The 14,736-nt window shown below is 38.2% G+C and carries 9 protein-coding genes; 1 reads left to right on the forward strand and 8 read right to left on the reverse strand.

The genetic code is table 11. From position 1 onward, the window contains the following. Window positions 1–17: 17 nt before the first annotated feature. The 5 genes from AAGU76_RS04185 to AAGU76_RS04205 all read right to left on the reverse strand — a co-directional run bounded on the left by AAGU76_RS04185 (window position 18) and on the right by AAGU76_RS04205 (window position 9,821). Window positions 18–1,496, reverse strand: a complete 1,479-nt coding sequence (locus AAGU76_RS04185; RefSeq protein ID WP_342484184.1) for a sodium:solute symporter family protein — start codon at window positions 1,494–1,496, stop codon at window positions 18–20. A 23-nt stretch (window positions 1,497–1,519) separates the two neighbouring features. After that, window positions 1,520–2,704, reverse strand: a complete 1,185-nt coding sequence (locus AAGU76_RS04190) for a YgeY family selenium metabolism-linked hydrolase (protein ID WP_342484185.1) — start codon at window positions 2,702–2,704, stop codon at window positions 1,520–1,522. A 14-nt stretch (window positions 2,705–2,718) separates the two neighbouring features. Next, window positions 2,719–3,945, reverse strand: a complete 1,227-nt coding sequence (gene dpaL, locus AAGU76_RS04195) for a diaminopropionate ammonia-lyase (protein ID WP_342484186.1) — start codon at window positions 3,943–3,945, stop codon at window positions 2,719–2,721. A 265-nt stretch (window positions 3,946–4,210) separates the two neighbouring features. Beyond that, complete coding sequence (locus tag AAGU76_RS04200; protein WP_342484187.1) at window positions 4,211–5,965, reverse strand: sigma 54-interacting transcriptional regulator; 1,755 nt, start codon at window positions 5,963–5,965, stop codon at window positions 4,211–4,213. A gap of 157 nt (window positions 5,966–6,122) precedes the next feature. Beyond that, the gene (locus AAGU76_RS04205) at window positions 6,123–9,821 is read right to left on the reverse strand and encodes a hypothetical protein (RefSeq protein WP_342484188.1); all 3,699 of its coding nucleotides are present in this window, start codon (window positions 9,819–9,821) and stop codon (window positions 6,123–6,125) included. A 532-nt stretch (window positions 9,822–10,353) separates the two neighbouring features. On the opposite strand from AAGU76_RS04205, the gene AAGU76_RS04210 reads away from it, so the two are divergent. Then, window positions 10,354–11,562: an HDOD domain-containing protein gene (locus AAGU76_RS04210; RefSeq protein ID WP_342484189.1), complete on the forward strand. Its 1,209-nt coding sequence runs from the start codon at window positions 10,354–10,356 to the stop codon at window positions 11,560–11,562. A 141-nt stretch (window positions 11,563–11,703) separates the two neighbouring features. Here AAGU76_RS04210 and AAGU76_RS04215 read toward each other — a convergent pair whose 3' ends face one another. The 3 genes from AAGU76_RS04215 to AAGU76_RS04225 form a co-directional block, all read right to left on the reverse strand. Further along, on the reverse strand, window positions 11,704–12,699 hold the full coding sequence (locus AAGU76_RS04215) for an NAD(+)/NADH kinase (RefSeq protein WP_342484678.1): 996 nt from the start codon (window positions 12,697–12,699) through the stop codon (window positions 11,704–11,706). 72 nt (window positions 12,700–12,771) lie between these two features. Then, window positions 12,772–13,740: an alpha-ketoacid dehydrogenase subunit beta gene (locus AAGU76_RS04220; protein WP_342484190.1), complete on the reverse strand. Its 969-nt coding sequence runs from the start codon at window positions 13,738–13,740 to the stop codon at window positions 12,772–12,774. Beyond that, a complete protein-coding gene (locus tag AAGU76_RS04225; protein ID WP_342484191.1) occupies window positions 13,737–14,723 on the reverse strand; it encodes a thiamine pyrophosphate-dependent dehydrogenase E1 component subunit alpha in 987 nt (328 codons plus the stop codon). Before AAGU76_RS04225 ends, AAGU76_RS04220 begins: the two co-directional genes overlap by 4 nt. Window positions 14,724–14,736: the final 13 nt, after the last annotated feature.

Here is a 14,736-nt window from a genome sequence, read left to right on the forward strand (position 1 = left end):
TTTCACGTCAACTTTAATTATTTATCAGAATACTCAATCATGGGTTGAGGCTTAACCCCCATACTTTTATCAATTGCTGAAACTAAGAAGATTACAGCAAATGCAACCAATCCTCCTGGAACCATTGCATTTAATCCGTAAGGAGTTTTTAATACATATATCCAATATGCTGCAACTGCTGTTCCAGTAACTATTGAGTAGAATCCAGCTCTCTTAGTAACATTTTTGTAGAATAACCCACATATAAATGCCGCAAATGGACCAGCACTTCTAAGTGCAAATGCACCCATCATAACACTGATTATATTTGATGCTGTTATTGCAATAATTAAACCAACACTACCTACTATAACCATTGTGATTCTTGATATCCAAACCTCTTTTAAGTCATCACGAACACCCTTGTTAATGTAAGGTCTAAATATATCATTGGTAAACATGGTAGCTGTACCTATCATATTTCCCGATGCACTGCTCATTGTAGCAGCTACAACAGCAGCTAATACAATCCCTGAAACTATAGGTGGGGCAAAAGTAATTGTTGCTTGAGCCAATGCATTTTTTTGAGCTCCAGCAGCAGCAAAACCATCAATAGCTACATAAGCCACTAATCCTAAAATAGCAGGTACTATTGCATAAGCGGCTGATACTAATCCGGCAATTACTGATCCAACTTTAGCTGATTGTCCATCTTTTGCAGAACAATAAGTCTGAACTATTTCTTGACCTGTTGGGAAAGTCATAAAGTACATGGCTATATATCCTATGATTGTTGGTAATCCAATTTTTGTCATGCTAACAAAGTTATAATTATTTCCAGATGCATCTGTCATAGCATTTGCTTTATCAAACAGTGCTGAGAAACCACCTATTGCACTATTGTTAACTACAATAAACATAGCTATAGTCATACCAACAGTAATAAATAAAACGTGCATCATATTCGCTGCAGTTACTGACTTGTATCCACCAATCATAGTGTATAGAATTACTATTATCGTAGTTATTATAGCTGCTATTTTAAACTCAAAACCTGTTACTACATTAATTATTGATGCTGTAGCTATAATTTGTGCTCCAGTAGCCATAAATAATGCTGTAATAGATGTTAATGCTGTAAAAATATGTGATCCTTTACCGTATCTTTTACTTATAATCTCCGGAACTGTACTTGCTTGTGATTTTCTAAAGAATGGGGCTATAAATGAAACTAAAACAAATCCGATGCCTGCCGCAATTACATACCAACTTGCAGAAAGACCATACTTGAATACATTTGTTGCAATACCAGTAGTACTTGCACCACCAGTATTAGCAGCAAAAAGTGTTCCTGCTAGAACTAACGGTCCTAAAGATTTACTTGCCATTAAGAAATCATCATTACTTTGTTTTTCAGCTTTGTTTCTCTTTCTTTGTGATACGAATAATCCTAATGCTACTGTTGCTGCCATGTACAATAAGATAATAATAAGCGCTGTAATTTGAGTACTGTTCATAAAATTGCCTCCTAGTTTAAATATTATTTTAGTAACGCGTTCATAACACCGTAATACAATTGCGTAACAGATGTTAGTTGTTCCACTTCAATATATTCATTAACAGTATGAGCAAGATTTTCCTTAGATGGTCCAATTCCTAATGTCTTTATATTTGCTTCTCCTGCATAATGACTGCCATTTGTACAGAAATTATACTGAGTGATGGTTGGATCAAAGCCCATTGATTTTAATTCAGCGTACACATCCTGAACAAATTCTTCACTCTCATCGTATAACCATCCCGGGAAGAATCTTTCTCCCTCTATTTCATTTCCGGTGTAGCACATTTCTTTACCAACAGAATATGATGCTTTAACTTTTAGCTCCGGATCCTTTTTCATCATTTCATCTAATAATTGGTTTATTGGAGCAAGAACACTTTCCTTAGTTTCTCCAACCAGTAGTCTTCTATCATAAGTTGCTCTGCAGTACTCAGGAACTACAGATGCTCCAGGATATGGACTGGATTTAATATCTACTAATTCAAGGATTCCATCTCCCAATACTTCATGATGAGTAGGAGTTAATTTTCTAATTTCACTAACTACTTCCGCCATTTTGTATACGGCGTTAATTCCTTTTTCCGGATTGGCAGAGTGGCAAGGAACTCCAAATGTTTCAATTACAATTTCTCCTCTTCCTCTTTGACCAATTTTAATATTTAGCTGTGAAGCCTCTCCTATTACTACATAATCAGGATTTATTCTTTTTGATATTTCTCTCGCAGCAACACCTTCGAAACATTCTTCATGAACCACTCCAGCTACGTAAATTTCTCCCGCAAAATCCTTTTTAGTATCTTCTGCGAAGTTTGCAGCTGCACAAACCATTGCTGCTACAGCACCCTTCATGTCTGAAGTTCCTCTTCCGTAAATCTTTCCATCATGAATTTCTGCAGCAAACGGAGGGTACTTCCACTCAGACTCATTGGTAACAGGAACTGTATCAATATGTCCATCAAATACTATTTTCTTTCCTGGTTTGTTGCCTTTTATATGGCCAATAATATTTCCATACTTATCGACAGCTACGTCATCAAATCCAAGTTCTTTAAATGCCTTGTTAAGTTCTTCAGCAACTTTGCCCTCTTGTCCGGAATAGCTTGATGATTTAACAAGTCGTTGGCATAAACTTATTACAGTTTGTTCTCTTTCTTTGTTAAGCATTAAATTCACCTCTTTTAAAATTCTTTCTTTTCATAGCTTGGATACTTGCCGTTCCAAACAATATCTTGATAGCTAGCTTTATCAGTGTCCCCTTCAGTACTAAAGAATAATATCTTAGAATTCTCATCCAGGTTAAGCTTTTCTTTAATATCTTTAAGATGTGGATTTGTCATTATTTCTGCAACACATCCTAATGTAGCCGCTCCACTTTCTCCAGATATTACTTTCTCATCTCCCTTTGGAGGATTTCCTAAAATCCTCATTCCTTCAGCGGCAGTAAAATCTGGACAAGAGATAAAGTTATCTGCATAATCCTTAAGTATATTCCAGCCTATTGTACAAGGTTCTCCACAAGCTAAACCTGCCATTATTGTGTCCATGTCACCCGTTACTGTTCTAAGTTGTCCATCATTTGCTTCTGCAGTTCTATAAAGGCAATCAGCTTTATTTGGCTCCACAATAGTTATTATTGGTCTTTTTTCACCATAGATGGATGAATATAATCCTGTGATTGCAGCAGCCATAGAACCAACTCCTGCCTGTAAGAAGATATGTGTAGGTCTTTCTTCACCAAGAGCTTTTAATTGTTCATAAGCTTCATATCCCATGGTACTGTATCCCTGAATTATCCATGTTGGTATGTCTTCATATCCCTCCCAGGCAGTGTCCTGAACCATTACCCAACCGTTTTCCTCAGCATTTTTATTAGCTAATCTAACTGCTTCATCGTAATTTAGTTCAGTAATCGATGCTTCGGCACCTTCAGCTCTTATGTTTTCAAGTCTTTCTTTTGAGCTTCCCTTAGGCATAAACACAACAGCTTTTTGCTTTAATTGTCTTGCAGTCCAAGCAACGCCTCTTCCATGATTTCCATCTGTGGCAGTAACAAATACCATTTCACCAAGCTCTTTTCTAAAATCCTCTGATATTAATTTTTCATACGGCATTTGATCTATTGTTCTATTAAGTTTTTTTGCTAAGTAATTTCCTATTGCATAGCTTCCACCTAATACTTTGAATGCATTAAGTCCGAATCTATAAGATTCATCCTTAACATAAATTCCACCTAACCCTAATTCTTTTGCTAGGTTTTTCATGTCTCTCAATGGTGTTTGAGCATACATTGGGAAACTCTTATGGAAATTCATTACCTCTTTGGATATTTTTGCGGTAAGTATATCCAACGGAAAATTCTCTCCTTCTTTTCTTTCAAATTTTACAATCTTGAAGGCTTCTTTCATTGACCTCCTCCTTAAATAAATACTATTATAACTAAATATCTTTTTGTGATACCAATTACAATATTAATAAGAGCAATTTTCATGCCAAGTCTTTAATTCATGAACATACTTTCATAGAATTATCCTAAAATATTGAAATTTCAATAAATTAAAATTTATCAATTAAAAAGACGCTAATAGCAGAATCATTATTAGCGTCAAGATTTATTATATAATTTCCATAAATTATTTCTCAATTTTAAAATTGTTTTCTCATTCTGATAATTTAGCTTCTTTCAATTTCCTCTAAGCGCCTATAATAAGTTGCTAAACTAATTCCTAAAGAATTTGCAGCCTGCTTCTTACCTTCTGTGCTATCTCCAAATGCTTGAGCTGCTTTTTTAATCTCCCTTTTTTCTAATTCTTTCAACGGTATAATTGCAGCATTTTCATTATAATTATTGTTTTTACTCAGCATGTCTTCAAAAAAATCCACAGGTAATGTCCTATTGTTTATTATACCATCTGCCTCCATCATGTTTACCATGAATTCTATAGTGTTTTCCAGTTCTCTGACATTACCTTTCCAGTAATGATTTTTCAGTAAATTCATAGTGTTTAAATCAATATGACTATATGTTTTGTTTAATAATCTTACATACTTACTGATAAAATGTTCTACTAGCTCTACTATATCATCAGGTCTTTCTCTCAAGGGCTTAATATTGATGGGAATTACGTTTAATCTATAATATAGATCTTCTCTAAATTTCTTTTTTATCATCATTTCTTTTAGATCTGCATTAGTAGCCGCAATAACCTTTACGTCAATAGGGATAACGTGATTTGAACCTATTCTGGTAATATTCTTTTCTTGCAATACTCTCAGTAATTTCGCCTGAAGATAAATAGGCATATCTCCGATTTCATCCAAGAAAATTATCCCCTGGTTTGCCAACTCAAACTTGCCTATTCTGCCCTTAGGATCTGCTCCGCTAAAAGCGCCTTTTACATATCCAAATAATTCACTTTCCAGAAGAGCTTCAGGTATTGCAGCGCAATTAACAGCAACAAATTTCTGATCTTTTCTATCACTTTCTCTCCATATAGAGGTTGCAACCATTTCTTTACCTGTACCGCTTTCACCGGTAATAAGCACTGTTGAGCTTGATTTTGCTACTTTTTTTATATTATTAATAAGACTTAAAGTCTCATTGCTTTTTCCAATAATATTCTTTGTCTCAAATGTTTTATGAGTGGATGTTGCTTCATAAATATCAGATTTAAATGATTTCATGTCTTTAAATACAAAGATGTTTTTATAAAGTTTGTCTTTTAATTCAAGGGGATACATTCCGCCAATGGCAAATATGGTTTTACCTTCTATCTCAATTTTATATTCAGCTGTATCATTAATTGAGTCACCTGTGCTGCGTACTATTATTTCTTTACCTACTAACTTAGATAAACCCAAGTGTTTTTTTGCACTATCATTATCGGATCTGATTATATTATCATCACCAATTACAACCACGCCTTGGTCCATATAATTAATTACACTGTCAAGAGTATCTATAATTGAGCCAAATATTTCTTTATTTCTTTCTTCCATGACCTTAGCTGCAATAAAATAGGATATTTGTTTAATAAATTCAAGATATAATTTTTCATTTTGAAGTATTAATGTTTTTTGTTCTTCTGTACTTCCAACTAAACCAATAACTCCAATTATTTCCTCTTCTATCTTTATCGGCATTGAAATTTCAATTTTTTCTTTGCAACTGGTCTTGCTGGGGCAGCTTCTGCAAAGCACATCCTCCCCTGGACAATATATCACCTTTGTTTCTCCGGTTTTTAAAATATGCTTATACACATAACCTTCATCTGACATATCAGCACTTGTATTACCTGCATAAATACCAGTACCTGCCACTCTGAAAAGATTATTGTCCACTACTTCCACATCTACTCCAGAAACCTTAGATATAACATCAGCATATTGCTGAACTGTATCTTGAATTCTACTTAGGATAAAACCCATACAACCACCTTTTTATTTTAAATATAAAAACCTTTGCCGACACTCATTCTATCATTCTTGTATCAGTTTTGCAATGAAGAATTAGGCGCAATTAACTGCTCATGATTAACAAACCACACCCTGGTTAAAGGGTGTGGTTTGTTTTGTCGGTCTTTATCTATTTGGGCTCGGTCACGATGCGGCAGTCGCGAATCTGAGTGTTGCCCTTTGTGTTGACATATACTTGGTAATTGCCTGTTGCATATGTTCCTTCCGCGTTATTTTTGATTACAGCGGTTGTTGTGAAGACCAGTTCTGACCTGTTCTCATAAAGCTCTGTCACTTTTACTGTAAGAAGATTTTCGTTGTCATTGATCCTTTCAACGGAAGCTGTCGGTGTTGCACTAACCAGCGTAACATTAGTGATCTCAATTATTGCTCCGTCTTCTTCAGGCCAATCCAAGCGAAGAGTAACTGTAGCCACACCATTATCCTCTTCAAAGTCCCAGAAGTAAAAATGCGTCTTCTGTCCGTCTATCTTAAGCTCAAAGCTGGACTGTGCATTGTTCCTGGTTATAGCGCCGTCGTAACTTTCTAATTTGAACTGAACAAGAACAGGACGAGGCATTGTAATGGAACTTTCTGCAATCACACATTTAACAGGTCTTACAAGCGTTTCAATTTCTGATGATCTTACAGGCTTTTGCACGCCGCCTGTTCTGAAGAACGGGTGTGTCTGGCTCTGTGTTGGCGAAGGATCCTCAGGGTAATATGCGTCACGGCCTATGAAATCGAATTTGTTTGATGGAACCGCTGGGTCTTCTATCAGACCGATGTCCCAGACGTTTGGAGTATTCCAGGATATCCAGTTAACCAGCGGATTATATTCTCCGGTGTAAGGGTTGCTGCGTGCAATTTCTGGAATGGTGCAGCCCCAGGCTATTAAATCGTCCACGCTTGTCCAATGGCTGAATTCCTGATATTGATCTCTCAGAAGTTCCCAATCTTCAGGCAATACCCTGTAATTCGGGTCACCTACCCTTGGGTTTCCTTCTTCGTCGTGATAATAAAGCCCCAGTTCGCCGTTGAAGAACATCCTCTTGAACACTTCAAAGGAATACGGGTCGTAACGGTACAGCTCTTCACGGGTATTTATTGGCGTCCATGTACCGTCGTTAATTCCCAGGAATGATTCGCGCATTGTACCGTCCCAGAATGTGGAGCCGGTTGAAACATGCTCGTCTCTGTTGCGCAGGTAAGCACCCTCCGTGTTGTACTGGTTCCACCACCTTCTGCCGTTTTCAGGGGCCACTGCTGTTACCCAGGCGGCTGTAGTGTCGAATCTTACGAACTGAGCATAGCTGCCGGCATTGGTAAAACTGTCAATACCGTGTCCGCCTTCGTGGAATATAAGATTCTCATTTTTGTATCTCGACAATTGAGTGTCTTTCAGTATGAGCACTTCATCGGCCTGGAATATTTGGCCTCCCCATCCTTCAACATACAGATACACATGGAAGTTGCTGGTGCCTATTTGGCCTCTGTGTGTGGGCTGCATGGCTGCGTGATGACCGAAATGCGATCCTCCGATAACCTGCATGCCGCCGCCAATGCGTACGGACCCGTCCGCGATTCTTTGACCAACCCTGTCATATTGAACGGGACTGGTGCCAAAATCAGCCGGCAGAGCACTAACATAATTTCTGTCAGCGTTGTTGTGAGGCGTATTAGCAGCTACAACAGCAGCAGGATTCTCTGGAAAATCTTCTCCTCCGGCGCTCATCCCATAAGTTATAGTCTGGTTGTTGGACAATTCGGTGTCATACATTTGCGCTCCGGCTTTTATGGTATCCGGATCCACAACAGTATCGGCGTAAACGTAAAATCCTGTAAGCGGGCTGCGGTAGGCATTGCCTATATACGGCAGAAATTCAGCTTCCTGTCTGACATTTTTCTCAAGCACGTTGCCGTCCCAGTCTTTAATGTCCGCTCCTGCGTATTCCACCTCGATTGTACCGCTGGGTCCTGCCCCCCAATCCTCTATGGCATCTTCAAGGCTTACAAACTGACCATATTCAAGAGGATACTGACCGGGCTGCTGATCATTGGCTATCCAGCCGCCGGCATCTATCTTGCGCTCGTCAATGTCTTTCTGCGTAAAGCCTGAGAACGCCCTGCCATACGGTTTACCGTTGTCCAGACGGTTTGCTGTTCCAGATGGCACCTGCAAGGTAACCGTACGCCATGCGTAGCCGCCGACTACGGATACATTAAGCGGTGTACCGTCTTTATATATTTTCCAGTTGCCTGCGGTTGCAGCAGGAGATACAGTGCTTATTTCACGGTTGAACTTCACTTCTATCTGTCTGTCGGAAATTATACGTACATGTTCTATTTTCAGAGGTTCACGCTCTTCAGACTGGCTATTGATGTCAACAAGGTAATTATCCGCCTGGCTGTGCCAGAACCATGGATGGCTGTTCTTCATTGAATCGCTGGTAAAACTGCCGCTTTGATCCGGAGTACCTGAAAAATAGTTGTATCTTCCGTGTATGCCGCACAACGCCCTGTATAGATCATTGTCGTAATCATTCAGTTCTTCACGGGTATTTACAGGGAATCTGTCATATTCCCACGATCCCTCTTCAGATTCAGGTATCATTTCAAAATGAATCATTGCACCGTATATGTAGTAGTTCTCAACATTTTCGGCCATGATGGTACCCGCCCATTTGCCTTCGGCCATAGCTTTTTCGTAGGCTTTTTCCAGCTGCACATCATAACGGTACTCGTCCCAGTCGTTAAATTGCCCTATAGGGAAAAGCTTGCTTCCTTCCTCTATGCCAAAATTATAGTACAGACGCAGAAAATCCTCGCCGAAATCAAAATAGTCATCTCTGAGGCGGGCAGGCTCCATGGAGTCTTCATCTTTGGCGGTGCTGTCATGACGCATAACCTCATCTGCAGTGGTGACGATAATCGGTTTTTCCACACTGCCTTCTATACGTGAACGTGTATATGTATCATCTGTGACGCCATATTCATAAAGCTCTCGGTACGCAGGAATTTCATAAACGGATTGGGTTGAGCCTACCACATGAGCCTGAAGCCCTGCATCAACAGCAGGTATGTTCAGATATTCAGCGCGGCCAACCATGGCGTTTATACCTTCACCCAACTGTTTTGTCAAGTAATTGGTGGTGTATTTGGGTTTGCCTATGGCACCCGAGAAATTATCAGATGTGCTATTGCCTGAACCTGTAGCTCCCCAAGCCTCTATTTGAGACATGTGACCCAGCTGAATTTCTTCGTAGAATGGCATGAAGTCAGCAGTCTTCGTCATGTCATAAGCCTCAACCGTTATTCTTTTGGCTGCGGCCGGGCCCATTTCATTTTGAGTATTGGCAAAAAGCGTTACTGCACGCCTTTGAATGCGTGGCTTACCAACATTCATTTCATCTGTCAAACGCACATTCACAACTCCGCCCCTTTCTCTATAGGGACCGAAATCGAAATAGGAGAGAAATTCCCATTCGACAGGTTGACCATCAACCTTAATTGTAAAAGTATTCTGCGCATCGTCGTCGTTTAATACTTCTTCATCAAATTCAATTTCAATTTCATTGCCTGTGATTAAATAGACATTGCCAAGAATGGCAGTGATGGCGCTGGGGCTGGTCACGCTGATATCCATGACTTCCTCTTCCGTTTCTTCAAGGCATTCTTCAGAAGGTGGTTCAGCGAATATTTGCTGGTTTGAAGCGTCTTCCTCGACAGGATCGCTTTCTTTTGCAAATGCCGTAGCCTCATGCGCCACAAAGGAAAAAAGCAGTATCATACCCAAAAGCACCAGAAACAACAAAGATGTTTTTTTCAATATTCTCACTCCTTTTATTTTGTATAGGACATGCGCAAAACCTGCACATATCCTTTTGTAAATCCCCATACGTTTAAAATGCAATTCCGTAACCAAACTGCCGAGAAATTTGTCGTAAGTTTCATATTATTATATGAAAGCACTATTTCAAGACTTTATAGCACGGGTATCTTCACGGACTGTATGCTAAAATAACATTTTTAACAATACAACTTAAATAACTGTAAAATAATCAGGCATATCCGTCATATAAGTTGTCATATGTAATGTATTTATTACATATACTTATTGGAGTTTTTTCAAATTGTTTTTTATGGCTTATTCGGTTCAAAAACAGATACAGATTAACTTTTGTCGGAATACAAAAAAACATGCAAATTATTGTATTAAATTGGAAGAATATATGTTATAATGAAAATTATTAGTTACATTTAGTGCTTGAAATTAAGTTGTTATTTTTATTTAACATACAGATTTAATAAAAATCTTGAAAACAGCAAACAAAGAACCTAAAGAATGGAAGGATTATTTAATGGATGTTTATGTAGCCCGTCAGCCCATATTTGACAGAAATATGAATGTATTTGGATATGAATTGCTTTACCGCAGAAGTATGAATAATTTTTATGAAGGAACTGATGACAACAAAGCAACAGCTGAATTGATCAGCAATGCCTTTTTAAGCATGGATATTCACCAACTAACCGATGACACAAAAGCTTTCATTAATTTTTCCCAACAGATTCTTATAGAGGAAATCCCCTTGCTGCTGCCTGCGGATACAGTGGTTGTGGAATTATTGGAGAATGTCGAGATTAATGAAAGTGTAATCAAAGCATGCAGAAAGCTAAGAGACAAAGGTTACATAATAGCTCTTGGTGATTATGTAATCGATAAAAGAGCCTACTTGCCGCTCCTTGATATTGCCCATATTGTAAAGATAGAATTTTCTGCTGTAAACTTCCTGAAACAAAGGCAGCTCATAGAACAGTATAAGGACAGAATCATGTTTGTGGCAGACAAGGTTGAAACAAGAGAAGAATATCAATTGGCTCTGGACATGGGATATGATTATTTCCAAGGTTATTTTTTCAATAAGCCCGTAATTATAAAAAGCAAGGAAATTGAAAGCTTAAATATAAACCTGATTAAAATCATGAGTTTATTGAACAATAATGAGCCGGATTATCAACAAATCGCTGAAACTATAGAAACAGATCTGGGTCTTTCTTACAAATTATTAAAACTGGCTAACTCTGCCTTCTTTGGAACAAGAAATAAAATAATGACCATAAAGCAGGCATTGGTTCAATTAGGCATTATTGAAATCAGAAAATGGATTTATGTAATGATGCTTAAGGAAATACAAACTGTAGAAAATAAAGAACTCATAAAAACCTGTTTCATACGGGCAAAATTCATGGAACTGCTGGCAACAGAGATGGGAAAGGATAATAACAGATTGGAATATTTCATGACAGGAATGTTTTCCGCCATTGATGTTCTCTTAAATAAAGATATGAAATTAATCGTGGATGAGCTGAGCCTTACTGATGATGTTAAAGCTGCGCTGCTGGGCGGAGACAATGAGATAAAGACAGTATTGGACATGGTGAAAAACTATGAATTGTTAAAATTGCATGCCTCTGAGTTGAACAAGGCAGCTGCTGGAATAACCCGTGAAAAGTTCATGAGCTTGTACGTAAAATCCCTCATGTGGGTAAGGAAGTTAAGCTATTAACGAAACACCCGTTAACACTCTGTTCGTCAATGCTCAAGACATGAATCAATTCGCTAAGATTCATGTCTTTTTCACTAATGATTATAATTCCACTTTCACTATCATAATCTTTTTGGTTTAGCTTAAAAATGAGTAGTCTATTTAGTCCTTAACCTGAAAGAAATTATTTTCTGCCGCTTTGCATAGTACTTTTTTAACGTCTACTTTATAAGGACCTTTCCTTGTAATGACAATTTTTAATTGTTCTCCATTCCTGAAACATACAGTTCTTTCTCCGTCAAGGGCAATTGTGCCGTTAAAATCAGGATAACACATATATTCAGACCCTACATCCATCCTTTCAAACTCAGAGTAGGTAATATTCTCAAGTTTACCAGGACTCACAGGAACTAAAATTGTTTTTCCGCACGGATTGATTTTCAATCGATATCCGTAATCGTCATTAGCACTGCAATATTTAATACTTCCGGCTATAGAGGAAAATCCGACAGAACATGGTGAACATTCAGTTACGATTATCTCACTGATATTTTCGATTTCCTGTACAACCTTACTTCCTACATATGGCAAGTCTGTTACAGCAGCATCAATTAATGCAATATCTCTGAATTCACCGTTGATAAAAACCTCAATTCTTTTTCCCCTATGTAAATTATCTGATCCTTTTTTTGCAATATAAGAAGCAGCAATTCCTACAGTTGTACCTTCCCAAAATTGCGGGTACACATTATTAGTTCCCGTTGAAACAGGAATAAACGGAACATCAATATCTGTCTTAGCTGCAAGTCTGCAGGTTCCATCACCTCCAAGAATTATCAGGCAAGCGATATTCAAGTTCTTCATCATTTCAACAGCCTTCAATGTGTCTTCCGGCTGATCAATCGGAATAAAATCAAGCAATTCAACCATTGAACCAAAGTTTTTATCTCTATTGATTGTTGAAGCTATGTTTGCATTCACCATGTAATTATCCGGCATCAAATACACCTTGTCTATCCCGTATCTTTTCATGCTGTTGATCATTCTTATAACTTTAACTGCCTTCTCGTTATTTTCCACATTACTTGCTTGAGAAGTTATTCTCCTTAAGTCCTTGCCTGAAAAAGGATTAACAATAATACCTATACTAATCTTAATCTACTCCCCTCAATATAGCTTGCTGCAAGATATACATATCTTGCAGCAAATCGCCAAACTTCCAATACCAAATTAAATTATTGACTTTACTGCAGCCATTATATCATTTGCATTTGGCAAAACATGAGTTTCATTAACTCCAAACGGTATAGGTATATTCTCAGCACCAACTCTCATAATCGGAGCCTTAAGATAATTAAAGCAGTTTTCAGTAATGAGTGCGCTTATTTCTCCGCTTACGCTTCCCCTTTTAGGTGCTTCATTTGCAATAACTACCTTTCCGGTTTTCTTTACGGATTCGAAAACAGTGTCTTTGTCAAAAGGAACCAAAGTTCTTGGATCAATGATTTCAACACTAACACCTTCTTTTTCAAGTTCTTCCGCAGCTTTCAGACTTTCCCAAACCATTTTCTGCATTGCAACTATAGTCACGTCAGCACCTGGTCTTACAATCTTGGCTTGTCCGAAAGGTACTGTGTATTCTTCTTCTGGAACTTCTCCCTTCATAAAAATACATTCCTTGTGTTCCAGGAATAAAACCGGATCATCATCACGTATTGCAGATTTTAATAAACCTTTTGCATCATAAGCATTGCTGGGAATAGCGATTTTTAAACCGGGCACATTTAAAAACCATCCTTCTACGCATTGTGAATGTTGAGCTCCAAAGAAAAATCCCATGCCTTGAGGCGCTCTTATAACAAGCGGCACGCACTCTTTACCAGCGGATAAATATCGAATCTTTGCTGCTTGATTTACAATTGAGTCAAATGCATAAGATAAAAAATCTGCAAATTGCACTTCAACTATTGTCCTTATTCCACCAAGTGCTAACCCAACAGCAGTACCTACATAACCTGATTCACTGATAGGAGTGTCAAATATACGGTCCGGACCAAACTCTTGATATGCTCCCATTGTTTGCCCTATTCCGCTTCCCATATTTCTAAGTTCTATTCCCATGAGAAAGATACTTTCATCACGTTTCATTTCTTCAATATGTGCTTCTTGCAATGCTTGCATATAAGTTATATTTCTCATAATAATTCACCTCCTATAGTTTTAAAAACAAGACCTTCATCGCACAGGTCTTTCTTGGACGGATATGGTGAAGCAAATCCAAACTCAAACGCATCTACCGAAAGTTTCTTCATATTAGCATATATCTCGGAGATTTTTTTATCGTTGAGAACATCCAACTCTTTTAAAACTTTTTCATAACGCATAATCGGATCATTTTTCTTTGCTTCTTCAATATACTTTGGATCTCTTGTCTCTACAGAAAGCCCTTCAGCATGTGGTCGAAGACGAACAGTCTTTGCTTCAACTATGCTAGGTATACCTTCTTTTGCTTTTTTTATAGCGGCTTCCACTGCTTCTCTTACAGCAAGCACATCATTTCCATCAACGGTCACTCCGGGAATTCCGACAGCAGTACCTTTAGCAGAGAGATCCTGAGCTCTTGTTGCATTGCTGATTGGATTGGTAAAACCAATGCCATTATTTTCGATGAAAAAGACAATCGGCGCTTCCATTATTCCAGCCATGTTAATGGCTTCATAAAAGTTCCCTTCATTTGAAGCACCATCCCCGATCATGGCTACAACAACTGCATCCTTCTTTCTCCTTTTTAAAGACACTGCATATCCGACTGCAATAGGCATTCCTGCCCCAAGGATACCATTTGCGGGAATAATTTTTTCATCAATGCATGTCAGGTGGACGATTGCAGATATCCCTCTTTGATAGCCCGTACTTCTGCAGAGACATTCTGCTGTAAATTTGTTGATATCCATTTTTGTTGCCATAAGTCCATGGCATCGGAATGTCGGCTCAAGAAAATCATTTGGACCTAGTGCGCTGAGGCAGCCTGTTTGAGCAGCTTCTTCGCCGATTGCAAGATGCCATGCTCCCCCTTGGATTTTACCCTCGCCGAGAAAATCGATCACTGTTTCCTCATAAACACGAGACAAGACCATTTTTTCATACATGTCTAGCATTTGTTCTTTTGAGTATTTCATCATAATACCTCCATTT

The organism is Sedimentibacter sp., from assembly GCF_038562225.1.
In the GTDB taxonomy this organism is placed as follows: domain Bacteria; phylum Bacillota; class Clostridia; order Tissierellales; family Sedimentibacteraceae; genus Sedimentibacter.

Excerpts from the sequence above, each read along its gene's own strand:
- AAGU76_RS04190 (WP_342484185.1), bottom strand. The coding sequence starts at position 2,704 with ATGCTTAACAAAGAAAGAGAACAAACTGTAATAAGTTTATGCCAACGA.
- AAGU76_RS04210 (WP_342484189.1), top strand. The coding sequence starts at position 10,354 with ATGGATGTTTATGTAGCCCGTCAGCCCATATTTGACAGAAATATGAAT.
- AAGU76_RS04185 (WP_342484184.1), bottom strand. The coding sequence starts at position 1,496 with ATGAACAGTACTCAAATTACAGCGCTTATTATTATCTTATTGTACATG.
- dpaL (WP_342484186.1), bottom strand. The coding sequence starts at position 3,945 with ATGAAAGAAGCCTTCAAGATTGTAAAATTTGAAAGAAAAGAAGGAGAG.
- AAGU76_RS04225 (WP_342484191.1), bottom strand. The coding sequence starts at position 14,723 with ATGATGAAATACTCAAAAGAACAAATGCTAGACATGTATGAAAAAATG.
- AAGU76_RS04220 (WP_342484190.1), bottom strand. The coding sequence starts at position 13,740 with ATGAGAAATATAACTTATATGCAAGCATTGCAAGAAGCACATATTGAA.
- AAGU76_RS04200 (WP_342484187.1), bottom strand. The coding sequence starts at position 5,965 with ATGGGTTTTATCCTAAGTAGAATTCAAGATACAGTTCAGCAATATGCT.